Source organism: Coleofasciculus sp. A1-SPW-01 (assembly GCF_040217205.1).
GTDB classification, from domain to species: Bacteria; Cyanobacteriota; Cyanobacteriia; order Cyanobacteriales; family Coleofasciculaceae; genus Coleofasciculus; species Coleofasciculus chthonoplastes_A.
This window is the reverse complement of sequence record NZ_JAVJNP010000126.1, coordinates 72391-96266: the sequence shown is the minus strand read 5'-3', so window position 1 is coordinate 96266 and position 23876 is coordinate 72391. Positions and strand designations below refer to the sequence as shown.

At 47.9% G+C, this 23876-nt stretch carries 18 protein-coding genes; 12 read left to right on the top strand and 6 right to left on the bottom strand.

Going from position 1 to position 23876, the window contains the following annotated elements; genetic code table 11:
* Nucleotides 1-400 precede the first annotated feature (400 nt).
* Nucleotides 401-973, top strand: a complete 573-nt coding sequence (locus RH949_RS19060; RefSeq protein WP_006097782.1) for a hypothetical protein — start codon at nucleotides 401-403, stop codon at nucleotides 971-973.
* Between the two features lie 36 nt (nucleotides 974-1009).
* Here RH949_RS19060 and RH949_RS19055 read toward each other — a convergent pair whose 3' ends face one another.
* The gene (locus tag RH949_RS19055) at nucleotides 1010-3241 is read right to left on the bottom strand and encodes a caspase family protein (protein ID WP_446355302.1); all 2232 of its coding nucleotides are present in this window, start codon (nucleotides 3239-3241) and stop codon (nucleotides 1010-1012) included.
* A 353-nt stretch (nucleotides 3242-3594) separates the two neighbouring features.
* On the opposite strand from RH949_RS19055, the gene RH949_RS19050 reads away from it, so the two are divergent.
* Nucleotides 3595-4155 (top strand): cyclic nucleotide-binding domain-containing protein, encoded by a 561-nt coding sequence (locus RH949_RS19050; RefSeq protein ID WP_006097909.1) that lies wholly within the window; start codon nucleotides 3595-3597, stop codon nucleotides 4153-4155.
* A gap of 124 nt (nucleotides 4156-4279) precedes the next feature.
* Here the strand turns inward: RH949_RS19050 and psb35 are convergent, their stop codons facing one another.
* Nucleotides 4280-4489 (bottom strand): photosystem II assembly protein Psb35, encoded by a 210-nt coding sequence (gene psb35 / locus RH949_RS19045; protein WP_044204387.1) that lies wholly within the window; start codon nucleotides 4487-4489, stop codon nucleotides 4280-4282.
* A gap of 316 nt (nucleotides 4490-4805) precedes the next feature.
* On the bottom strand, nucleotides 4806-7199 hold the full coding sequence (locus RH949_RS19040; RefSeq protein ID WP_446355326.1) for a transglycosylase domain-containing protein: 2394 nt from the start codon (nucleotides 7197-7199) through the stop codon (nucleotides 4806-4808).
* Nucleotides 7200-8105: 906 nt separating this feature from the next.
* Here RH949_RS19040 and RH949_RS19035 point away from each other — a divergent pair.
* From RH949_RS19035 to RH949_RS19025, 3 genes are read left to right on the top strand one after another with little or no spacing between them, the layout of a single operon-like run.
* A complete protein-coding gene (locus RH949_RS19035; protein ID WP_446355324.1) occupies nucleotides 8106-9719 on the top strand; it encodes a B12-binding domain-containing radical SAM protein in 1614 nt (537 codons plus the stop codon).
* Nucleotides 9720-9768: 49 nt separating this feature from the next.
* A complete protein-coding gene (locus RH949_RS19030; RefSeq protein ID WP_446355300.1) occupies nucleotides 9769-10062 on the top strand; it encodes a DUF2288 domain-containing protein in 294 nt (97 codons plus the stop codon).
* A gap of 48 nt (nucleotides 10063-10110) precedes the next feature.
* Complete coding sequence (locus tag RH949_RS19025) at nucleotides 10111-10320, top strand: glycine zipper family protein (protein WP_446355298.1); 210 nt, start codon at nucleotides 10111-10113, stop codon at nucleotides 10318-10320.
* A gap of 3 nt (nucleotides 10321-10323) precedes the next feature.
* Here the strand turns inward: RH949_RS19025 and RH949_RS19020 are convergent, their stop codons facing one another.
* From RH949_RS19020 to RH949_RS19010, 3 genes are all read right to left on the bottom strand, one after another.
* The gene (locus RH949_RS19020) at nucleotides 10324-10938 is read right to left on the bottom strand and encodes a YdcF family protein (RefSeq protein ID WP_446355296.1); all 615 of its coding nucleotides are present in this window, start codon (nucleotides 10936-10938) and stop codon (nucleotides 10324-10326) included.
* A 372-nt stretch (nucleotides 10939-11310) separates the two neighbouring features.
* Nucleotides 11311-11931 (bottom strand): LAGLIDADG endonuclease, encoded by a 621-nt coding sequence (locus RH949_RS19015; RefSeq protein ID WP_446355294.1) that lies wholly within the window; start codon nucleotides 11929-11931, stop codon nucleotides 11311-11313.
* A 379-nt stretch (nucleotides 11932-12310) separates the two neighbouring features.
* On the bottom strand, nucleotides 12311-13411 hold the full coding sequence (locus RH949_RS19010; RefSeq protein ID WP_446355292.1) for a tocopherol cyclase family protein: 1101 nt from the start codon (nucleotides 13409-13411) through the stop codon (nucleotides 12311-12313).
* Between the two features lie 346 nt (nucleotides 13412-13757).
* Here RH949_RS19010 and RH949_RS19005 point away from each other — a divergent pair, with 346 nt between their 5' ends.
* The 7 genes from RH949_RS19005 to RH949_RS18975 all read left to right on the top strand — a co-directional run bounded on the left by RH949_RS19005 (nucleotide 13758) and on the right by RH949_RS18975 (nucleotide 23803).
* Nucleotides 13758-15599 carry a fatty acyl-AMP ligase gene (locus RH949_RS19005; RefSeq protein WP_044204397.1) on the top strand — a complete coding sequence of 614 codons (1842 nt, stop codon included), beginning with the start codon at nucleotides 13758-13760 and terminating at the stop codon, nucleotides 15597-15599.
* A 99-nt stretch (nucleotides 15600-15698) separates the two neighbouring features.
* On the top strand, nucleotides 15699-17507 hold the full coding sequence (locus tag RH949_RS19000) for an acyl-CoA dehydrogenase (RefSeq protein ID WP_446355290.1): 1809 nt from the start codon (nucleotides 15699-15701) through the stop codon (nucleotides 17505-17507).
* 7 nt (nucleotides 17508-17514) lie between these two features.
* A complete protein-coding gene (locus RH949_RS18995) occupies nucleotides 17515-17913 on the top strand; it encodes an acyl carrier protein (protein WP_446355288.1) in 399 nt (132 codons plus the stop codon).
* A 229-nt stretch (nucleotides 17914-18142) separates the two neighbouring features.
* Nucleotides 18143-19612, top strand: coding sequence for an MBOAT family O-acyltransferase (locus tag RH949_RS18990; RefSeq protein ID WP_446355286.1), 1470 nt, complete (start codon nucleotides 18143-18145; stop codon nucleotides 19610-19612).
* Nucleotides 19612-20562 (top strand): hypothetical protein, encoded by a 951-nt coding sequence (locus RH949_RS18985; protein ID WP_446355284.1) that lies wholly within the window; start codon nucleotides 19612-19614, stop codon nucleotides 20560-20562. Before RH949_RS18990 ends, RH949_RS18985 begins: the two co-directional genes overlap by 1 nt.
* Nucleotides 20552-21814: an NAD(P)/FAD-dependent oxidoreductase gene (locus RH949_RS18980; RefSeq protein WP_006097794.1), complete on the top strand. Its 1263-nt coding sequence runs from the start codon at nucleotides 20552-20554 to the stop codon at nucleotides 21812-21814. The genes RH949_RS18985 and RH949_RS18980 overlap by 11 nt, the downstream gene beginning before the upstream one ends.
* Before the next feature lie 117 nt (nucleotides 21815-21931).
* On the top strand, nucleotides 21932-23803 hold the full coding sequence (locus RH949_RS18975; RefSeq protein WP_446355281.1) for a DCC1-like thiol-disulfide oxidoreductase family protein: 1872 nt from the start codon (nucleotides 21932-21934) through the stop codon (nucleotides 23801-23803).
* The last annotated feature ends 73 nt before the right edge of the window (nucleotides 23804-23876 follow it).

Genomic DNA, 23876 nt, shown 5'->3' with positions numbered 1-23876 from the left:
ACAGGGAACAGTTTTTCCATGACTTAAACCCCATTACTCTGCTGTATCAGTCAAAAAGTGTATTCGGTTTGCTCATATCCAGGTTTTTTCTGACGAAAACTCTGCGTCCCTCTGCGCTTACCTCTGCGCCCCTCTGCGTTAAAAAAATTCCATGCTACCGGATTTAATATCAGACAGAGAAGGGTCTGGTGGGTTACGGCGGATAGAACATTTAACGGTTATTTCTCTAATTGAATATCCGCATAATCCACCCTAAAATTAAATAAAGAGAAAGGTCTGGTGGGTTACGGCGGATAGAACATTTAGCGGTTATTTCCCTGATTAAATATCCGCCTAACCCACCCTACAATTACAATAAAGTAATTAGGGCTTGCTCAAAGCGTTTTCTACTCTGTCTAACATGAATACCCCAGCCCACATCATTATTAATATGCTATGCCTAGGACGCCAGGATACTTCCACTATTCTTACTCCAGTCATCATCGGTGCATTACTCCCTGATGCCCCGATGTTTGTGTTTTACTTTGTGGAAAAAGTAATTAAGGGGACACCCGAAGTAATAATTTGGCGAGAAGCGTATCACCAAGAAAGTTGGCAAAATTTTATTGATGTTTTCAATTCTATTCCCCTCATTGTCTTTGGCTTAGTTCTTACAGGCTGGTTGGGTTCCCAGATTGGTATAGTCTTTTTCTCCAGCATGTTTTTACATATTGTTGGTGATTTTCCCCTGCATCATAATGATGCCCATCGGCATTTTTTCCCATTCTCCAATTGGCGGTTCCAGAGTCCGGTTTCATATTGGGACCCGAATCATTATGGCACTATAGTCACAATTGTGGAAATTCTCGCTGTTATTATAAGCTGTGTTGTGCTAGTCCAAAGTTATCAATCGATGACAGGTCGAATTAGCGTCGGGCTAATTGGGGTTTCTTATTTAGCCTATTTTATTTATGTTTTTACGGTTTGGGTTTAGAGTTGATAATCAGCATTACTCTTCTAAGCTTTTAATTCACTCAATCACCTCAATCATTGCTGAAAATGCCGCTAGCTTCTGGGTGTCTACGCCACGAATCCCGCGTGAAATTTTAATTCCAGCCCCACGGGAGTGGCGATCCAAATCATTGACAAATGCTTCCATTACTTCCACGGGTTCATCTTCAGCTAACAGTAAGGGTTGACGAGAATCGGCTTTCACGGTTCGGGCAATTTTCTGCACGCCCTTCAGCGCATCCCGCAAAGGTTCTGTACTGGCTAATACTAATAGTTCCACAAAACCAACTCCGTCTAAAATAAAGTGAAAATCATCTTCCGTGGGTGGGTTACTTGGAGGCGGTATAATTAAATGCTGTCCGGGTGTGACTAATGCCGCATCTTCTGGGGCATCCCAATAGGGAAATAACACGACAATATCCCCATTAGAACCGATCGCTAATACTCCCACATAGATGGCTTGACTCTCGTGGTTTTGTACCTCCACCTGAATTTCCGTGTTTTGTTTAAAGCTAGTCTTGGCGATGGTTGTGGGAATCACCCCGGCATTTTCCGCCGCCCGACTCCCCGCCCGAATCCCTAATCCGCCGCCCGCCACAGGCTGAATCGTCATCGCCACATTTAAGTTAGAGGTATTGCTGTTGAGAACCAGATGCAATATCCGCCCCGCCAGTAATGCCTTTAAACGGGGGCGCAGGCGATTTATACCTGTTGTTACTGACTCTCCCAACATGCCAAAGGAATCGGGAACCGGAATTAATCCCGCCGTAAATACCCCTAAACTGCCCACGGGGGGTAAGGGGTTCATCCCTTGGTGTTGCGCCTGGGGGATAGCCTCATTCGTCATCCGCCCGATAATATAATCCACCACAGCCTCTTGATTCATTGGCACCACCGTTACCCGACTCACCGACTGTAGGGCGGTACGGGCGGCTGAAATATCCTCTCCCAGTGAGGAATGAAGTCCCACTCGTAAGCTTAAATCAGCCGGAACTCCCCGCACTCGTTCCCGCATTAACATCCCCTCTCCGGGAATCGCCCGCCCCTGCGATCGCATTCTCCCATACCCCACTAAACCAACCCGTGAGGTTTGTTCGACTTCCCCCTGAACTTGTCCCTGTTGATTCATTAGCGTAAAAATCGCCCCCTCTTGAAACGCATCCAAGCTTTGAGACGAGACTCCCCCCAACCAAAACTCCACGCGATCGCCCTCTATGTTTCGTACCACAGCTTCGGCGGCTGGGGTTGAAGCGTTCAAAAAGTAAATCGGTTCCTGTTCGCGATCGCTCCCTGGCTTCACTTCATAAACTGGATCTTGGACAATACCCGAAGAATTCGCCACATCCTTGGTACTCCGCGCCAAATTCACAAATACCGTACTCAACGGTTCACTCATCGGTTGTTGCCAAAGATATCGCGTCAGCAAATAGGTAAACGCCCCCGCATGAAAATCCCCGAATGGTGCATCCGTCGCCAATTGGTTCCGCGCTGCTGAACCCAACGCCACACCCTTAGCAATCCCCTGACGCCGTTGCTGAAATTGTTCTGGGGTTAAATTCAACCGCGATAACCACTGCTGCTGATACTCAAACTCCTCCTGACTGGCTTGATCATCCCCACCCCCCTGGCGAGATGGAACCGCCCTAACTAAAAAGTTTCCCCGCAATCCTCCCCCAGAATGGCAGCTATCCATGACTACGGTAACGTTTTCGGTGTCCAAGGCGGACATCCACAAAAACAGAGTTCTGCCCATAATATCCCGCACCTTCCCCGCCTCTTGTCCGGTTTCAATCTGACGGTTATTGGGAACTATGGTGCTATTCAAACCATCCGGGTTAATTGGGTTGGGGTCAATCACTCGTGAACCATGTCCAGAGTAGTGAAAAACCACCACATCTCCCGGTTTTGCCTGTTGAATTAAATGGGTTTCCACGGCGTCGATAATGCCTTGACGGGTGGGTTTAATCGGGGTTTCATCCGTCACCCTGAGAATATCGTGGGGATTAAACCCAAAGCGTCGCACCAACAATTCATACTGCAACTCCACATCGGTTAAACATCCCTGTAATGTGGGGATAGGGGCGGGATAATTATTCACGCCAACCAATAGTGCCAATTTACGGGGAGTGCTTTGGGCAAGAACTTGGGCGTAGCGATTGGCTTGGCGGATTAAGTCCAATTGGCTCAAACCCACCGTAGCGAGAGTTGATCCGGCTATTTGGAGAAAATGACGGCGCTTGAGTTTCGGCATAATGCAATGCTTCCCTTAAATCGGTCTATTATGATCGAGCAAGACGGGTATGGGGGGGCTGACGTTTCCCTGCACCGGGAATTCTGACAGACAACTACAGAAAGAGCGATCTTGCTTTTAGCAAAAGCTATAATTTTAACCAATCCGGCAGGTTCTCACCCATCGCCGTTCTGGGATAGACAGTGGTTGATAAATTCACCTATCTCTGATTGGCTTTAGGTTATGCACTTATGATTACGTTCTGTAAATATTTCTCAAATCCTTGCCAACGACAACAGATGTAGCTTGCTGGGATAGAGGCGAGTACTACCAATAACGAATAACGAATAACAAATGACAAATGACAAATAACGATGAAAAAAGTATTTTTTTTACTCGGTGAACTAAATGACGATGACATGGATTGGATGCTCGCTGTGGGACACCGAAAGGAAGTTACCCCAGGAATCATCCTAATTGAGGAAGGTAAACCCATCGATACCCTGCTGATTCTGCTAGAAGGAACGTTATCGGTATCAGTTTCAGCCTTGCAAGGCAAGACAATCGCTCGATTAACCAGTGGTGCGGTTGTCGGGGAAATGTCTTTTGCCGATACTCGTCCTCCCTCAGCTACGGTTCAGGCGGTGGAACCCTCTCTGATTTTATCCATTCCGCGTCATCATCTCCTGGAAAAACTGCAAAAAGACGAAGGATTTGCCTCACGCTTCTATCGTGCGATCGCGATTTTTCTGTCTACTCGATTACGGGGTACGGTGCGATATCTGGGTTATGCCAAAACCGATTGGCTTAAGGACGAGAATGAGACTGAAGAGTTATCCCAAGAAGTCGTTGATAATGTACCCCTTGCCCAAGCCCGATTCGATTGGCTACTGAGGCGTTTGCGAAATAATGACCATGCGGTGCTTCCAGATTGATGAGGACTCTAGGTGCGGAGGGGTTCCAGGTGTAGGGGAGCGGGGGAGAGATTGTCAACCTATGTATTATCGAATACATCTTTGCTGCAAGCCCCTCCCGATTTAAGATTTAGTCTTTATTCCTTTATTTCTGTTGGCTGGAATTCTCTGGCGTATCAACCTTGGGTACAATGTCAGGACGCTCTTTATTTTCCCAACCGGCTGGACGCTTGGAGTTATACCAGGCGATAGAGCCAAGGACAACAGCGGCGATAAAGCCGATCACATAGACCAATGTAAACGAGAATGGAAATTCAGATGCTTGAGCTGCTCCTGCTTCCATCAATAAATTCAAATACATAGATTCACTCCTTATCCTATTTTGGCTATCCTATCAAAACTTTCAGGAGAATCTATCACCCCTGAGACCGAATTGCCCTGACAAAGATGTTGGGGAGATGGGGAAGATGAGGGATATGAGGGAGATGGGGAAGATGAGGGAGATGGGGAAGATGAGGGATATGAGGGATATGGGGGAGATGAGGGAGATGAGGGAGATGAGGGAGATGAGGGCGGGTTTTGAACCAACGTTATCGTCAATAGTGAAACGAAAGTCCCTAAACCCGCCCCTACATATCATGTCATGCCCTTGAAGGTCGTGAAGGAAAACCTTACTCCTCAGACGCAGGAGGAGCAGTGACTGGTGCAGGTGCTGGTGCAGGTGCAGGTGCCGCCGGAGCGGGTTCAGGTGCAGCTTTGCGCGAGGCTGGAGGCGCTGGGGGCGGTGCTACAGGCGCTGGGGCGGGTGCTGGGGCTGGCGGAGCCGAAACCGCTGCAGGTTGAGCTGGGGCGGGTGCTGGGGCTGGTGGAGCGGGTTTGGGTGCAGGTGCAGGTGCTGACCGTCTGGGTGGTGGGTTGCTGGGCGCTGTGTTGCGAACCGGGGCTTGGCGACGGGAGGAACGGGCGGGTGCAGGTTGGCTCCTAGTGTTACTGCGACTACTTCCACCACTGCTTCTGCTGCTGGTTGAACGTCGTGGGGAATAACTACGACTGGTGGAACGAGAGGTTGAGCGTCTGGTGGTCGAAGCGCGGCGGCTTGTCCGTCTTCTGCTAGAGTGAGTCTGGTTTGTCTTCTTGGTATAGGTTTTTTTCGGCTCGATTGGCTTGGCTTCAATCGTCCCTTCTCGACCATCGAGTTTATCCGGTCGATCCGGAAAGTCTTCCGCCCTCATATTTTCGACGGCTTCTTCCATAAAATCGCGCCAAGCGATCGCGGCGGTGCTACTTGCTCCCCAAGTCGGTTTATTATCATCATTACCCAGCCAAACGCCAGTCACCAGTTGGGGAATGTACCCGATGAACCAGAGGTCACGGGCTTCGTCTGAAGTGCCTGTTTTGCCCGCCACGGCGCGATCGCGTAACTGAGCGTTTCCCCCTGTTCCAGACGTGACCACATTGCGAAGCATCCAGGTCATAATGGCGGCGGTGTCTTCGTCAATGGCTCGCTCGCGTTGGATCTGTTCTCGATAAATCACCTTACCCTGTCGATCCAAAATACGGCGAATCCCATGGGGTTGGACATGTACGCCTTGAGTGGCTAACGTGCCATAAGCACTGGTCAACTCCAGTAAATTCACTTCTGACGCCCCCAATGCCAAGGAATAGGTTTTGTTGAGGGTCGATTCAATACCCATTTTCTCGGCAATTTCCACCACTGGGTCCCAACCCACCTTGATTAAGGTTTTCACTGCCACAATGTTCACTGAATTGGTCAGAGCATCCCGAATCGAAGTCCAACCGCGAAAGTTTTCACTATAGTTCTTGGGTTCATAACCATCAACGACAAAGGGGGCATCCTGATAACTTTGATAAGGAGAGAAACCTGCCGCGATCGCGGTTGTGTAAACAAATGTTTTAAATGTCGAACCTGGTTGGCGTTGTGCCTGGGTGACGCGGTTAAATTGCTGATCTAAAAACTCCTTACCCCCAACCATGGCTTTGATTTGACCATTACGCGGATCAATTGCCACTAATGCGGCTTGTTCAAACCGTTGGTATTTGCCATAGGTTTCGATTGTCTCTGCCACCGCTGCTTCTGCGGCTACTTGCCACTGCGGATTGAGGGTTGTTTCCACAATCAATCCCTTTTTGCCTAAAACATCGGGGGGAACGTATTTCGGCAGTTCTTGTTGAATATATTCCGTAAAATAAGACGCCTGTCGATCTAAACGCTTCGGGTTGCTGCGCTTTGTCCGGAGAGGAGTCGCGATCGCGGCGTCTGCTTCCCCTTCGGTAATATACCCATTTTTCTGCATCCGGCGTAGCACCACATTCCGCCGCTCTTGGGCTATTTTTTTGTTAATAAAGGGAGAATACTCGCTCGGTGCGGGTGGCAAGGCTGCCAAGGTTGCCATCTCCGCTAAAGTCAATTCTGTGACGGGTTTACTAAAATACACCCAAGCCGCATCCGCGACGCCATACGCCCCAGACCCCAAATACACCAGATTCAAATAGCGCTCCAAGATTTGATCTTTCTCCAAATCCTGCTCAATTTTTTGCGCCATCCGCATTTCTTTGAGCTTGCGACCTAGGGTTTGTTGCTGATCAAAATAGACAATCCGTGCCAACTGCTGGGTAATCGTGCTACCGCCTTCCACCACATCTCTGGCTAACAGATTCGAGAACGCCGCCCGGACAATCCCTTGGTAATCCAGTCCACTATGATTTTCAAAGCGTTGGTCTTCAATCGAAATAAATGCTTGTTTCAGCTTGTCGGGAATTTCCCATATTTTTAGATTATCGTGGGTCGCAGGTCCAATTTGCTGGAGAATCGTACCATCGGCGGCTTTTACGGTAATCGTCTCATCCCGGATATAGGTCAGCACATCATCTGTGGACTCCGGTAAAGTTTCTTCCAGGGCTTGCCAACCCAAACCGAAGGCGATCGCACCGCCACTGATCCCCACCATTCCTATCCCCACCCAAAACTTACGCCGACGATAGATAGGAGGGGGTCCGACAAATGACTTAACCAGGGTACTCGAAATTCCCTTGATCCCATTCATCGTCACCGTTACACCCTGTCGGCATCGTCTCACCAGACCCAAGCGTGGTGACGGTTTTGGCTGGGAGTCTGGTTGAATCTGATCCTCTGAGGCAGCCTGGGTTTTTTGTTCCGTTACTGCCTCCGAATTCAACTGACTTGATGGATCTTCGTGCTTTGGGATAGAATTTGACACTTGAACTCCTCAATTAAACCACAAGCCGCCATGACCTTTTGCTTATTTTAGGGCTTGGGATCACAATTTGCCGGATGGATGAAGCCAAGCTTCCTTCTCAGTAGAATCCCGATGCGTAAGACTTGGCAATCTAGCGTCATCCTAGCATCGGTTTCGTTGGCGTTGAGGTGTCCCAGGGGTTCAATCGATTTTGTTTGTCAATGATTATCATTTTTTCTTTTTAAACGGTTTAAGTCACTCCAGCGCTCAAATTGTATCTCAACTATTGAAAAAATCCCACCGTACCCAGGGATACTGGGATTGGGGGCAAGTTTGGACACCATAAGGCGATCGCACTTAAAGAGGTATAGCAATAGACACATCGATTAGGACGTTCGGCACCATTTTAGAGACGCGCCATGGCGCGTCTCTACTCACCCGATTAATTTATTGGTCATTTCTGTACCGACAATGACCCGCCTATCCATCCCGACACCAACCTGGGTACAGGTATGGTGTGGGGCTTCCGGCGAACAGAGCTAAATCGTGAGGGACACAGATTCACACAGACAACTAACTAATTTCCCCACAATCATCTTTTTCTCTTTTGCCTCCCCAGAACTAACGCTTCTGTGAAATCAGTGCTATTAACCCCCCAACGCCCCACCCTTACCATCTCCAAAAATCCGTGAAATCAGTGTGCCAGATTCTTACAATAGAAAGGCACAAACCTCATTGCCTCAAACGCTGCTTGTGACTGCTTCTGCCTTTACCGCTGAACGCCTACTCTTTACACCGACTACCCCGGAAACCGATGCCATCCCCACCATCTTTGCCTTTCCCAATGACTACACCGTAGGCATCACCAGCCTAGGCTACCAGGTGGTTTGGGCAACCCTAGCATCGCGATCTGACTTACTTGTAAGTCGCTTGTTTACCGATTGCCATGAACCGTTGCCCAGAAAAGCCGAATTACTCGGCTTTTCTTTATCATGGGAACTCGATTATGTCAACATATTGACCCTCCTAGAATCCTTAGAGATTCCGGTACGATCCGCACAACGAGAGGATCACCATCCCCTCGTGTTTGGTGGCGGACCCGTACTCACCGCAAATCCTGAACCTTTCGCTGATTTCTTTGATCTGATTTTGTTAGGGGATGGGGAAACCCTATTAGGGGATTTCATTGACGCTTATAAACAGGTTCACCACGCCGATAGAACCGAGAAATTGCGGCGTTTAGCCCAAGTTCCAGGGATATATGTTCCCAGTCTGTATACCATAACCTATCAGGATCAAACAGGCGCGATCGCATCGATTCAACCCGTCGATTCCCAGATTCCCGCCACCGTCACCAAGCAAACCTATCGCGGCAATACTCTATCCGCCTCCACCGTAGTCACCGAAAAAGCCGCTTGGGAAAATATTTACATGGTGGAAGTGGTACGCAGTTGCCCAGAAATGTGCCGCTTTTGTTTAGCCAGTTATTTAACCTTGCCCTTTCGCACGCCGAGTGCAACGGATTCGTTGATTCCAGCGATTGAACGCGGATTGACGGTAACTAAGCGGATTGGCTTACTGGGGGCGTCGGTGACTCAACATCCAGAGTTTGAGGTATTGCTGGATTATCTGGCACAACCGGACTATGATGATGTCCGCTTGAGTATTGCCTCAGTGCGAACCAATACGGTTACGCCCAAGCTAGCCGAAACCTTGTCGAAACGGGACACGCGATCAATTACTATTGCCGTGGAAAGTGGTTCGGAACGATTACGGCAAATTATTAATAAGAAATTGAATAATCAGGAGATTATTCAAGCGGCAATTAATGCCAAGGCTGGGGGATTAAAGGCACTCAAGCTGTATGGGATGGTGGGTGTTCCCGGAGAAGAGATGTCTGATGTGGAACAGACGGTAGCCATGATGAAAGCGATCAAAAAAGCCGCCCCAGGTTTACGCTTAACCCTGGGATGTAGTACGTTTGTTCCCAAAGCCCATACCCCCTTTCAATGGTTTAGCGTGAATCCCGCCGCCCAGAAACGGTTGAAGTATTTGCAGAAAGCCTTGCGATCGCAGGGGATTGACTTTCGCCCCGAAAGCTATAACTGGTCAGTGATTCAGGCGCTAATCTCTAGAGGCGATCGCCGATTGTCAGAGTTATTGGAATTAACGCGGCATTATGGCGATTCCGTGGGCAGTTTTCGGCGGGCGTTCAAGCAGTTAAAAGGCAAGTTGCCAGAATTGGATTTTTATGTACATGACAATTGGTCAACAGAGCAAATATTGCCTTGGAGTCATTTACAAGGGTCTTTACCTCAAGGTACATTAATAAAACATTTGGATGCGGCGATGTCTATTAGTCATTAGTCATTAGTCATTCGTCCTTTGTCCTTTGTCATAAGTCCTTCGATAACTCATGCAAGATTTAAAAGCAGAACTCGCCCAATCTGTCGATGAAGCCGCCTGGGATTGGCTGGTTCCTCACGCTAAACGAGATGTTGTGATTGTGGTGAAGCCAGAGTTAGATATACTTGATGTTGGAGTCGCGATCGCGAATGATGATACCTTGTCTGTCCAGTCTTGGATTAGTCACCAACAGCTTCACAAACCGTTTGCGAATCAATTAGCCGATTGGAATAGCGATCAAAGTAAACGTTTTCAAGCTTTGATTGTACAACCCTATGTTTTAGTGCAAGAACTCGCCGCCTAAAACATTGCTGAGTTTAACCTCAATAAGCGGTTACGTTCCAGACGTGCCATGGAACGTCCGTACCAAGTCATTGGAGGGGCAGGTTTAGGGACAATTGTAGGGGCGGGTTTAGGGACAATTGTAGGGGCGGGTTTAGGGACAATTGTAGGGGCGGGTTTAGGGACAATTGTAGGGGCGGGTTTAGGGATTAAATTCAGCTCCTCACCGATAAAGGAACAACAAAACCCGCCCTCCTCACCGATAAATGAACTCTCATAAGTTCTATTTTTTCAGGAAATTGGATGTCTGACCCAGAGTCGCCCCAGTATGTCCAGTCGTCACCCACAATAACGCCCTCGCACCATCCCGCAGGGATTTCTCAATCGGTTCCGGATCACGTCCTAACGACACCGGGACGGGTTTAAGGGTGATCCCGCGACTGCCAAACACAATTTCACCAATTACCCGCGCCCGCAGCATGTGATCATCTGCCGTAATCAAATAGACACCATCGATTCCTTGGGCTTTCAACTCATCCACCAACGTCGTAAAGTTCGTCACCGTATCGGTAGCGCGGCGATCAATATGCAGGTGGTTACGGGGGATTCCGGCTTTGGCGAATACCTTTTCGGTGTACCAAGACGGACTACCGGAAGATACCCATATATGAAGATCGGGGTACTGCTGGGCGAAATCCGCCGCAAACAGTTCTCGTTCTTCTTCTCCCCCTAAAACCAAAATAGCTTCCGGCTGGATCAAATAACTTTGAATTTGCTTATAGCCACAGAATAGCGAAACCGCCAAAATCGGCATCAACCAGGACAGTAATCTAACCTTAGAGCGCCGCGATCGCGAAAACAGGTATCGCCGTTGACGCACAGAAATCCTCAAAAGCATGAATAAACAGATGAATCAGGTGGTGTCAAGGAGGAGCGCTCGTTTGGGCGGAACCTGGAAATCCCCCTACATCGCAAGATACCAGTCTAAAGGTACGCTTAACCGCAATGCAATCCATTACTGGAAAAGTTCTACGATCCCCTCAAAACTTTCCACTCTAACCCTCTGTTAGTCCGTACAGATTTGATACTCTCCAACTTCCAGACGCGCCATAGCGCGTCTCTACATAGCAATCTCAGCCGAAAACTTTCCGGTCTACTGATATTCTCTTACTGACGGGACTGGCCGGATTCGAACCGGCGACCTAGCGCTTCAGATTGGTGTGAGTTTCCTCACTCTCTGGACTATCCCTTCACCTTGGGCGTATCGCCTTTAGGTGGTAGCCGTTCTGTTTAAGGACGTTTGTACTTTATAGAGCATACTGTCGTGGATGTAAGGACGAATAAACGCTAAAAAGCGTTTTCCTTCCTTCGTTCCCATTCGCAGACGATAAAGGCTTTTGGCTTTACTTAACCCCCACTTAAATCCCCAAACCTCGGCAAAATAAGCAACAATGATCTCATTTTGTTCTTTAGAGAGATAAGTATTCAGCTTAAGCGTTAAAGTATGAACCTTTCCGTCTTTTTTTTGGAAGGACTTAGACCCATCATCCATAAACCAAATCGCTATTCCCTGGGGGGTTAAGAAATTCAGGAACGTTCGCGTGATTGTTTTGGTTCCAGCTTGATAAAGCTTCTTAACTAAGACCCTTGTCAGAGGAATTAACTTGGGTTCTAGGCGAATTTGGTCATAGCCGTTTTTTGTACTCCAGCGTCGGAGACTGACTGGTTTTCCGGTTATTTGTTCGAGAAGCTCTTTTTTAAATAAGAGATACTCCTCATGCTTGGATGAATTCTGGATAAAGAAATTGTTTTGATTTCTTTTTCCATCACCTAATAACAGTCCAGCCAGAATACCGCGTTGCTCTACTTTCGATGAGACATTGTAGTCCATCTTTTATTGGTATCCTTAAACCAGTCTCTGCACCTTCCGATTCGTTTTTAGAGTGGAGTTTTGCCAGATTGACTTAAACTCAAACAAATCGGCTTGGCTCAAGATTACCGTATCTGGGATCAGACTTAGGCTTCCTTGAATTTGACTACATTCACTCGTCAGGTTTCCCTGGCGGTGCCCGATTTTTCAGGAGGCGCTTGCTCTATCCATCTGAGCCACAGCCCCATTTCAACTCAACCATTATACCCAATCCTTTCTCTCTAGTCATTTGGTCGGGGCGGGTTTTGCAGATAAGCTAGGGATAACAATCAATATTAGTCCCTAAACCCGCCCCTACACACAGACGTGCCATGGCACATCTCTACATGCTCCCCTGCTACTAAGAAATCCAGGGCAATTTCGCCTCACCTGTCCAAGCCTGATCCCAAGGTTCTCCACCCACTTCCAATCCGCAAACTGAGCTATGGGCGTTGAGAATCGTTTTCGTAGTTCCCCCACGTCGATCGCGCAGTTCCAGGGTAAGCTCACCCTGCATGGTATCGCGGCAAATAAAGATTAAACCCTGTTCTGTTGGGGCGCGGAGGGGAGTACCGGGTAAATTTGTCGTACTTGTCAACTCGATCTCATAGTCAGCATTACGGGCTTGCATTTGCCAGCTTCCCCACGGTTGAATCTGCCAGCGCACCTCTGAATTCCAGGGGACAAATTCATAAAATTTACCCTGATAATGGATACCAATTAACGCGGCGGATTCCATCCACCACAGCACTCCCCGCCTACCGCCCCCCGCCGTGAGCGCTAAGTCTGGTTCATGATCAAAACTGTTGCAATTGAGCCAAAACCACTTTTGCGGAAACGAACGCCCCCAGTTTTTTTCGCCGTAAGCCGGAGCATTGGTAAACTCGTAGCGTTGACCCTTCCACTCAATCCAACCCGTCGCCCAGCCATGAGCCATCAAAATCTGCCAACCGGGTTCAAATATCTGGAATGACGATAACCAGCCTGCTGTTGATTGCTGAGGCGCATTGTTACTCGCCCAACCATAGATGGGTTGAATTTGATAGCGCCAATTACAGTAATCCCCCGTGGCGGGATCGCTAATTTTACCTTGATTCCAGGTGGCGGTGGCTTGATACCCTTGCTGGATGTGATTGTCAAAGGTTAGGGGATCTAGATATTTGGCGGGAATAGCTAAGTCCGTTTTACCCCAATGTCCTAGGGCTAATGATGAGGGAGATGCCCAAAATTGCTCAACATCTGGAAACGTCCGGCAGAGGTAGCCATCCTCAAGACCCAAAACTTGAGCCGAGCCACCACTGTGGGGTTGACCGCCAATGGGATCTTCAATGGAATACATGAAGCCAAAGGTCTGACCCCAATCGGGTAAGGTGACTCGATAGTACCACCCTTCAAAGAAGCGAGAACTACTTCCATCCCAGTGATAGCCGCTATGGGGGGTTTGCAGGAGATTGGCATTCATTCGTTGAGGTAAGGTGAAAGGGGGCAGGGGGAGATGAGGGAGATGAGGGAGATGGGGAAGAATTTACAAATGACGAATGACGAATGACGATAAAAACTTTACCAAAACTTTATAGAGAATTAGTATCATTCATAAATATTAAGCCATAATGATCTAAAGCACTGGAAGAAGAATAATTATGTCACGTTTTGTTATCAATTTTTAAGATGAGTTAAATGTGCGTGCGGATCGGGGTAGCTGAGCTAAGGTGGCGAATCAAACACCGACTACGAATGGATGGAGCGATCGCGGCGACAAGGTCTTAGACTTAGCCCCAGCCAACTGCTTAGATAAGGTTATATCAAAGATGGTTCAAAACCCTGCTAGTTCTACAGTTTCCCTAGCTGAATTTTCGACACTGACAGAATTGCTGCGCTGGAGGGCGCGTCAGCAGTCAGATAAATTAGCCTATAAGTTTCTCGTTGATGGCAAGCCAGACGGACCCGAACTCACATACACGGAACTTGACTGTTTAGCCCGGGCGATTGGCGCTTGGCTGCAACAGCATAGTAGCCAAGGGGAACGGGCGTTACTCCTGTATCCCCAAGGATTAGAGGTGATTGCTGCGTTTTGTGGCTGTTTGTATGGGGGAATTATCGCGATTCCGGTACCGCCTCCGGATGGGGGACGGATGAAGCGCACGTTACCCAGACTGCGATCGATTGTCCAGGATGCTCAAGCCTCGATTTGTTTAACCACAGGTCGAATCCTGTCTTTACTGGAGAATGGACGGGAGGATTTTCCCGAATTCGACCAAATGCAATGGCTGGATACGGAACAGGTGGATCTGAATCTAGCTGAATCCTGGCAAGATCCCAAAACCAGTCGGGATGATCTAGCGTATCTTCAGTACACATCAGGGTCTACCTCCACACCCAAGGGAGTGATGCTATCTCACCATAACCTGATGTTCCATTCCGGCTATCTGAATGAAGCCTGTGGTTACGATGCCGATAGCGCCACCGTGACTTGGATGCCTTATTTCCACGATTACGGGTTAGTTCAAGGCATGGTGCAACCCCTTTATAACGGTACGCCCTGTTATGTGATGTCGCCCTTCTCGTTTATTAAGCAACCGATGCGCTGGTTAGGGGCGATTTCTCATTACCGGGCAACTCATAGCCAAGCGCCGAACTTTGCTTACGACTTGTGCGTGCGGCGGGCAAAACCAAAACAACTGGCAAAACTGGATTTGAGCAGTTGGCAAGCGGCGGGAAACGCGGCGGAACCGATTAACCCGAAAGTGATGCAGGCGTTCTTTGAAACCTTTGAACAATGCGGGTTTCGCTGGAATGCCTTCGCTCCAGCGTATGGATTAGCGGAAGATACGCTGCTGGTATCGAGTAAGCCATTACTCACCCCGCCAGTTCTGTGTATCCTGGATGCGTCCGCCTTAGAAAAAAATCGGATTGTTCCCGTATCCAGCCCCCAAGAGGGGGTGAGGATGTTACCCAGTTGTGGGCGTCTGGTTTGTGAGACTCAAGTGGTTATCGCTAATCCTGATACATTGACCCAATGTGACCCTGATGAAGTGGGGGAAATTTGGGTGAAAGACCCCAGTGTTGCCCAAGGGTATTGGCAACGTCCAGAGGCGACAAAGGAAACCTTTCAGGCTTATCTGACAGATACCGGGGATGGTCCATTCTTGCGAACCGGGGATTTAGGATTTTTGAGGGATGGTGAACTGTTTATTACGGGTCGGATTAAAGACCTAATTATTATCCGAGGGACGAATCATTATCCGCAAGATATTGAATGGACGGTACAAGCGGTTCACTCCGCCTTGCGTCCGGATTATGGTGCAGCCTTTTCCATCGAGGCTGGGGGGGAGGAACGATTGATTACATTGCAGGAGGTTGAACGTCGAACTCAAGATGTCAACTTTGAGGAAGTGATTGGCGATATTCGCCAAGCTATTGCTGAAGAACACGAAATCCCGGCGTATGCGGTTGTCTTAGTTCAACCGGGAACGATTGAGAAAACCTCAAGTGGTAAGATTCAGCGCCGTGCGGCGAGAACCAAGTTCCTAGATGGAGAACTGGGTGTGATCGCGGATTGGAGTGAAAATCCGAAACTGACGAGTAAGTTCCGCACTCTCCAGGGAGAAGTCGATGCTTTGGCGCAGCAATTACAAGTTCCGAAGTCTTAGGGTTAGACAGGGAACAGGGAACAGGGAACAGGGAATGGGGAATAAAGATGAATAAAGCCATTCCGTAACACTCAAAACTCGTTGAGAGGCTACAGAGAAATGTATCAACTGAAACAGTATCAAATAGCAGAAGCGCTAGAACGGGATTTGGGAGATCCGGGTCATCCAGAGAGTACGATGTCCTTCAAACGGGTGATGGACCTGGATGAGAGCGAAGACTTTCCGGAAGCGGAAGTGGATTGGCTTTATAACTGGAAACTGCAAGATTACTATGTGCCAGAAAACTGTGGTGGCAAATTTTCCTCCTTTGAGGAATTCGTCGCCTTTGTCCGGGTGATGTCACGGCGAGACCAAACGATCGCGATCGCATTCACCACGATGTTCTGGTCATTCCTGACTTGGATGGCGGGGACAGATGACCAGAAAAAGAAACTGTCCCAGTTTATCCGTGAGGAAAAGGGGACAATGTGTCTGGCTTATTCCGAACGGGCGCATGGGAGTGACTTGATTGGCGGTGATGTAACGGCGAAAAAAGTTGAGGGCGGCTATCTCCTGAATGGCGAAAAGTGGCCCATTAACCGCGCCACCCGTTCCGGGGTAACCTTTGTTTTAGCCAAAACAGATGAAGAGGAGGGCGCTCGTTGTCTCTCCTTATTTATGGTTGACAAACGGCAACTTGACCCCTCTACCTATTACAACCTCCCCAAAATCCTCACCCATGGGATTCGCGCTTCGGATATGAGCGGGATTGGGTTTAAGGATTGCTTTATTCCCGAAGCAATGCGGTTACAGGACGAGGGATCGGGGTTAGAACTGGCGCTCAAGGGATTCCAAATCACCCGGATGTTATGCGCCGCTTTTTCTCATGGTGCGGCTGACACGGCGATGAGAACCACGCTGAATTTTGCCATTAACCGGGTTATTTATAACAAAACCGTTTTTGATATCCCCCAACCTCGGCAAACCCTAGTCGATGCCTTTATTGACATGTTGGTTTGTGATTGCGAAACCATTGGTGCAGCCAGAGGGTTTCATATTATCCCCGAACAATTCTCAGTTTGGGCGGCGGTGGTGAAATACTTCGTCACCATCAAACTAGAAGAGGTGATTAACAGTGTTTACGTTGTCCTCGGTTCCCGCTTCTATATGCGCGATGAGCATGACTACGGCATTTTCCAGAAACTGCTGCGGGATAATTCAATTATCAGTATGTTTGATGGCAGTAGTGTGGTTAACCTCCATGCTCTAATTCTCCAGTTTCGCCAAATTGCCAAATATCGCTCCAGACGCAAGCAGAAGACCATGGAGGGGATTCAATCCCGCCTAGATACCATTTTTTCCCTCGAAAAATCTGTGCCGCCCTTTGAGCCAGAGAAACTGGGATTATTTGGTCGCGGGGCTGACGATGTACTCCAAGGGCTAGAAATTGCCTGGGAACAACTTCAGGCGCTGAAGACGGAAGCCGATGTTGACGCCGACGTGCTGGAAAAAATTATCACCTTAACTACCATTGTTTTAGAAGAACTCGACACCTTCGATGAACGCATTGCCAACTCCGGATTTGAACATGGTCATGATCAAGATCCCGAACTCTTTGAACTGGCGAAAAAATACTGCGACTTACACGCCGCCGCCGCGTCAGTTCACACCTGGATTTACAACCGGACAATCTTGGATGACTTCTTTAGCAAGGGAGAATGGTTAGTCTTAGGACTTTATCGCCGCTTACGCCCTTGGCGATCGCTGCCCAATCTTGTTCCGAAAGCGTACAGTGAAAATGTGGCACAACACCTGCTAAAGCTGCATCAGGAAAACAAAATGTTTTCCATTGTACCGATTCAACTCGCCCAAACTGAAACACAAGAGGAAAAACCCCATGCAAGTGCAGAACTCCAACTCCAAGCCTAATGACGTTATGGTTCAAAGTGACGTAGAAACGAACAATCAGTCTGTTGATTCTGTCCAAGCTATTCAAAACTGGATGGTGAATCAACTGGTAGAACAACTGTCCCTAGACGCCAAAAACATTGATGTTACCGAACCCCTAACCCGCTATGGGCTGGATTCCATTGATGCGGTAACCATTGTCGGTGAACTTGAAGATTGGTTAGAGGTAGAATTACCTTCGACATTGTTCTGGGATTACCCGACAATTGAGAAATCGGCTCAATATTTAGTTGAAGAATTCGATGTTTCAGCCGCATTAGACAACGCCGAATCCGCCGCCCCCTCTGATAATAAAGAAACGAAACCCGAAGCATCGGAAAAATCCGGCAAAGGCTGGGGTGGATTTTGGAAAGGATTGGGAGGGTAGAGACGTAGCATGCTACGTCTGGGAGCTGGGGGAGCAGAGGGAGCTGGGGGAGCTGGGGAAGTTAACTCAAAACTCTACCTTACCTATTGCATAAGACACACCGAGCGTGTTACTGAGCGAAGCCGAAGTAAGTCGAGGTGTTCCCTGTTCCCTAACAAATGACGTAGCTTGCTTCTCGCGATAGCGAGTATGACGAATGACAAAGGACAAAAAAGGAGGAAACCGTTAATTGAATTTTTCTGACTTTTCCTTCTGGTGGATTCTACTACTTTACGCCATTCCTTTCTTTGCCATTCGCTATGTTGGCAAATCTCTGAAGCTGTGGCGAGACGAGTTGGACACCATCGGGTTGGCGGTAATGTCGCTGATGTTGTTTTTAAACGCCAGTCGCTCCAGTTTCGCCATCTTTATTGTTGAAATTGTTTTCAACTACTTCATGGTGCGGCTAATGCTTAAGCGTCGTGGAAATGGTGCTAAGCTAATTGCCGCGATTGTAATTATCACCGATATTGCGATCCTCGCTTACCTCAAATACTTGACCTTTTTTGCCGAAGATGTAGTTGGCATTGTCGTACCGGGATTCAAGAACAACTGGGAACAAGGCTTTCCCTTGCCCATCTTTCAACAAATTCCTCCTGGTGTCTCCTTCTACACCTTCCAGATGGTGGCGTTTGTGGTTGATTCCCTCAGACCTAAATATAAAAAACCCATCGCCTTTCTAGATTACATTAACTTTATTGCCTTCTTTCCGCAAATTGTCGCTGGACCGATTGAACGACGGGCTGACTTATTACCCCAAATTCAATCATTTCAGTTTAAATTCACAGCCGAAAACTTTGAGTTGGGATTACGCTGGCTATCCTTGGGCTTCTTTATGAAGTTGGTGCTAGCCGATAATATCGCCCCCTACATTAACTTACAAGAAACCGCCAATCCCTGGATTGTGTGGTTCTTTGCTTACTTATTTACCTTGCGAATCTACTTTGATTTTGCCGGGTATAGTTTTATGGCGCTGGGTGTGGCGAGAATATTAGGAGTAAAACTAACCGTGAACTTCCTGGCTCCCTATACCTCCGTCAGTATCCAAGAGTTTTGGCGGCGATGGCACATTACCCTAAATAACTGGTTTCGCGACTATGTGTTTCTGCCCTTAATGGGGTCTAAAAAACAATTAGCCGCTTTCTTTTTATTCATCACCTTTACCCTATCCGGATTCTGGCATGGTGCAGCGTGGAATTTCATTATTTGGGGCGCGTATCACGGCTCGTTACTGTTGCTATTGCGCTACACAGGTAGACCGTTTCAACGGTTGATGGGGAAAGGCAAACAAGTCTCCCGGTTTCAGTTTATTTCCTGGGCGCTAACCTTTGGTTCAGTGACGCTGGGGTGTTTGTTCTTTATGGACACGGATATTCTGCGATTGCTCTCAAAGTTACGCACGATTGTTACCCCATGGGCGTATTCGTTATCGAATTTAGGTGAATTCTTGAGTTCCTACAGTCTCAACGAAGGCGCTGTTTTAATTGTCACGCTGTTGTTGGCAAATGCTGTGTTATTTATGGAACATCTCGCCGTTTGGCAAAAACGGAAGTTTGAATATGAATTGTTACTATTACCTTGGGTATCGCGAGTTTTATTAGGATTAACTATCCTATTCGCGGCGAATCAGCCGTCTGAGTTTATTTACTTTGAATTCTGATGTGGAAACCATTAAAACTAACCAGTTGGATTGCAGTTGCTGCTATCGCGTGGACAATCGGTTATATTTACAACGCCCGCTATGGCGGAGAGTTAAGCTGGCTCCGGATGATGTACGAAGACAAAATCGCGTTAGCTGAGGAGAAGGTGGAAGCGCCGCGACGGTTGCTGATTACGGGCGGTTCAGGGGCGCATTATACGATTAATTCCGAGTTGATGTCAGAGAAATTGGGAATTCCGGTGTTGAACTTGGGAATCGATGGACCCGTGGGTTTGAATGTGATTCTTCCCAGTATTATTGATCAAGTTCGTCCCGGAGATATTGTGCTACTGATTCCCGAATATCTCATTTTATGGTCAGAGGATGGATTAGGCGATCGCTCGGCTCAATTTGGTGTCGCCATTGGACGTCCGGGGTTAGGTGGAATTCCCCCGAAACAATTGGCTCAAGATACCCTACTCCTGGGTACCCCCACACTCAGAGGCGTCACCAAGTCCACGATAGATGTGATCCAAAAAGGACAGATGACGGGTTACTACTCGGATGGAGTGAATGCGTATGGAGATCCCGCCCCGGAAGATGATAAACGACGCACAGCAGACTGGTGGGAATTACCGATTAATCAACCCATCACCAAACATGCACTTAAACGGATTGAGCAATTTCGTCAGGAAGTCGAAGCCAAAGGTGGGACATTAGTTCTATCATTACCCTGGGTTTATGCTCGCACCGATGAGAAATCAATTGCTAATGTGGAAAAAACGGCAGAGGAGTTAGCCAAAATTGCCCCATTAATTTATGACCCAGAGTCTTTAAATATGAAAACTGACTCCGATTTATTTGCTGATACCCATTACCACCTGACCCCGGAATCTCGGACAATTCGTTCTCGTGAGTTGGTGAAGCAACTCAGAAAAGTTCCTGAACTCAACTTTAGTAATGAACCATGAACCCTCGATTCACATCTGTATTCTAGGCGGAGGGTTTGGTGGACTTTATACCGCCTTGTACCTGCAACGGTTTCGCCTGTTTAAATCACCTAAGTATAAAATTACCTTAATCGATCGCAAAGATCATCTAGTGTTTACACCCTTACTTTATGAACGGGTAACCCAGGAACTACAAGCCTGGGAAATTGCCCCCCGTTATCGAACCTTAATTGAAAACACAACGATTGATTTTTGTCAAGGAAATATTCAGGCGGTCGATCTAGAAAAACGCCAAGTTAAGCTGCAATTAGACACCCTATCAGAATTAGGGCAAAATCTCAAAATCCTAAATTATAACTATTTAGTATTAGCCGTTGGTGCCGAGATGCGCTTAGATGGCGTACCGGGTGCGGCGACTTACGCTTATCCCTTTCGCACCGTTACTGATGCAGAACGCCTCAACCAACAGCTTAACCAGTTGGAACAGTCGAATTTGCCCCAAATTCGCGTCGCGGTAATCGGTGCAGGACCGAGTGGTGTAGAGTTAGCTTGTAAACTGAGCGATCGCTTGCAGGAACGGGGACAGATAAGACTGATTGAACGGGGTCAGCAATTGCTGAAAACCTTTACCCCCTACAGTCAAAAATCCGCCTATCGCGCCTTAACTGCACGTCGAGTACAAATGGATTTTGTAACTAGCGTAGAGGCGATTGAATCGGATCAAATTACCCTGATTAATCAGAACGGAAAAACCCTTATGCCTGTTGATCTGGTGTTATGGACAGTGGGGACTCGTTCCATTGAATGGGTACGCCATCTCCCTTGTCAGCAGAATCCTCAAGGTAAGATACTCACCCACCCTACTTTGCAGGTTGCGGATTATCCAGAAGTCTTAGCCCTAGGGGATATGGCAGACATTCAAGATTATCCAGGTCAACTCCCAAAAACCGCACAAGTGGCTTACCAACAAGCGGATTGTGCCGCCAAAAACCTGTATCGGGCGGTTAGGCGTAAACGGTTAAAGCCGTTCCGCTATTTACATTTAGGCGAAATGTTGACCTTAGGAAAAGGGGAGGCGGTAGTGTCCAGTTTTGCGATGAAGATCAGCGGTCGTTTGGCTGGTATGATTAGACAATTCGTCTATCTTCAGCGATTGCCCACCCTGCGCCATCGCTGGCGGGTGTTGCAGCATTGGGTCGGTCAATGGTTGGTTAATTTAAGGCGACAATTGGCACAGCTATTCTGGAAACGGCGACGAAAAACGGTTCGTTAATTGTCATTTGTTATTTGTCATTCGTCATATTTCATACTTAAGGGGAATTTTACTGACTTAGTATCGAAATTATCGTTTTTTGAGGCAAATCCTAAAATCCCGTGAGGTCTACCGTTTATGGCGTCCAGTGTGCAGAAACCGAAAGGTAAGTGGTTGAGTAAACTTGAACCCTTGTTTGGGTTTGATTTGCGATCGCTAGCTGTGTTTCGTATCGGTGTCGCGATTATCCTGATTGCCGATTTGCTCATCCGTGCCCAGGATATTACCACGCTTTACAGCGATGCTGGGGTATTACCGCGCACAGCGTTAATCGAGGAGATTCTGCATCCGTGGTATTGGTCCGTACATCTACTGGGGGGACAACCCTTTATCCAAGGCGTTGTCTTCTTGCTGGCGGGGTTAATTGCCGTCGCCCTACTGGTAGGATACCGGACAAGGTTGGCGGCGATCGCGTCTTGGGTGTTGTTGATTTCCCTACAAAATCGGAATCCTACCGTATTATTTGCCGCCGATGACATGATGCGGGCGCTATTGTTCTGGATGATGTTCTTACCCCTAGGGGCGTGTTACTCGGTAGATAGCGCTTTGAATTCATCCAGTAAGCCGTTACCCAAGCGGATTCTCACCGGGGCTACATTCGCGCTAACCTTACAAATTTATTACGTTTATGCCTTTTCCGCTGCGTTTAAAACAACCAGCGATATCTGGTTTCCCAAACTCACAGCCGTCTATTATGCCTTAAGTTTTGACCAGTACGCTGCACCACTGGGTCAATTCTTGCTGAACTTCCCGCCCCTGTTAGTTTTTTCCACGGTTGCCACATTAATATTGGAGTGGATTGGACCCCTATTTCTATTTATCCCCTGGCGCACCACGTTTTTCCGCTGCGCCACGATTATCACATTTGTCTTGTTACATGTCGGGTTTGGCTTGACGCTGCATATCGGTTTGTTTCCCGCATTAGGGATATTTGTCTGGTTGGTGTTTATCCCAACTGAGGTATGGGATGCCCTTTATAAGCGAGTGTATACCCCCGAACGGGCAGGATTGAGGATTTATTATGATGCCGACTGTGGGTTCTGTAAAAAGGTTGTTTATCTGCTGCGAACCTTTTTAATCTTGCCCAAAACCCCCTTACAGACGGCGCAGGATGACCCCTCAATTTATGCCGACATGCAGGAAAAAAACTCCTGGGTGGTTGTAGACTGGCAGGATAACAGGCATTTCAAGTGGGAAGCGATGGCGTATGTGGTGAGTCTTTCTCCGGTCTTTAAACCTCTCGCTTATATTCTCCGTTGGCGTCCTTTGATGGCGGTGGGAACAAAGTTCTATGAGACAATTGCCTCAAATCGTCAAGTTGCGGGTCAATTCACCGCCCCCTTAAAATTTCGTCCGGTGGAAGTCCGTTCTTCGGGACTATTAAACATCGTCACCTTGTTGTTATTGGCTTACGTTACCGTTTGGAATTTCCGCAGTTTAGCTGATGCGCGATCCCTAAAGCAGACACTCGATCCCAATGTTCGTGCCAAAATTGACCGGGTGATGAAGTCAAGGACGCTGAATTCCCTAGACTGGATTAGTCGCCTCTTGCGACTCGATCAATCCTGGAGTATTTTCGCCCCAGCGCCGCCCAGAGATGATGGCTGGCACGTTATTGTCGGTAAACTCAAGGATGGTAGCGAGGTTGACCTTTTGCGGAATGGGAGATCTGTAAATTGGGATAAGCCAACGATTAAGCAGCGCAATGCCCTGTATCCCAATATGCAGTGGCGTACCTACTTCATCAATCTCAATCGCGCGATCGGGAATAAGCTTTATCCCTATTATGCTGAATATTTATGTCGCACTTGGAATCAACAGCATCAGGGAAACCAACAGCTAGAAAGTTTAGACATTTACTTTGTCGAGGAACGGACTGTCCCACCCGGAGAAACTCAGGATTTAGAGAAGAAAAATCAGTGGCAGCAATCTTGTTCGGGAGAAGAGTAGGTAAAATCTGTAAAGAGAGAGGAATAGATCTCAAAGTTTTTATTACACCATCTCATGCTCTAAACTTAGAAGC

Bases quoted from the DNA above. Each gene is read 5' to 3' on its own strand.
- RH949_RS19025 (WP_446355298.1), top strand. From the start codon at position 10,111: ATGGAACGTCCGTACCAAGTCATTGGAGGGGCAGGTTTAGGGACAATT.
- RH949_RS19000 (WP_446355290.1), top strand. From the start codon at position 15,699: ATGTATCAACTGAAACAGTATCAAATAGCAGAAGCGCTAGAACGGGAT.
- RH949_RS19060 (WP_006097782.1), top strand. From the start codon at position 401: ATGAATACCCCAGCCCACATCATTATTAATATGCTATGCCTAGGACGC.
- RH949_RS19030 (WP_446355300.1), top strand. From the start codon at position 9,769: ATGCAAGATTTAAAAGCAGAACTCGCCCAATCTGTCGATGAAGCCGCC.
- RH949_RS19020 (WP_446355296.1), bottom strand. From the start codon at position 10,938: ATGCTTTTGAGGATTTCTGTGCGTCAACGGCGATACCTGTTTTCGCGA.
- RH949_RS19005 (WP_044204397.1), top strand. From the start codon at position 13,758: ATGGTTCAAAACCCTGCTAGTTCTACAGTTTCCCTAGCTGAATTTTCG.
- RH949_RS18995 (WP_446355288.1), top strand. From the start codon at position 17,515: ATGGTTCAAAGTGACGTAGAAACGAACAATCAGTCTGTTGATTCTGTC.
- RH949_RS19010 (WP_446355292.1), bottom strand. From the start codon at position 13,411: ATGAATGCCAATCTCCTGCAAACCCCCCATAGCGGCTATCACTGGGAT.
- RH949_RS19055 (WP_446355302.1), bottom strand. From the start codon at position 3,241: ATGCCGAAACTCAAGCGCCGTCATTTTCTCCAAATAGCCGGATCAACT.
- RH949_RS18985 (WP_446355284.1), top strand. From the start codon at position 19,612: ATGTGGAAACCATTAAAACTAACCAGTTGGATTGCAGTTGCTGCTATC.
- RH949_RS18980 (WP_006097794.1), top strand. From the start codon at position 20,552: ATGAACCATGAACCCTCGATTCACATCTGTATTCTAGGCGGAGGGTTT.
- RH949_RS18975 (WP_446355281.1), top strand. From the start codon at position 21,932: ATGGCGTCCAGTGTGCAGAAACCGAAAGGTAAGTGGTTGAGTAAACTT.
- RH949_RS19015 (WP_446355294.1), bottom strand. From the start codon at position 11,931: ATGGACTACAATGTCTCATCGAAAGTAGAGCAACGCGGTATTCTGGCT.
- RH949_RS19050 (WP_006097909.1), top strand. From the start codon at position 3,595: ATGAAAAAAGTATTTTTTTTACTCGGTGAACTAAATGACGATGACATG.
- RH949_RS19040 (WP_446355326.1), bottom strand. From the start codon at position 7,199: ATGAATGGGATCAAGGGAATTTCGAGTACCCTGGTTAAGTCATTTGTC.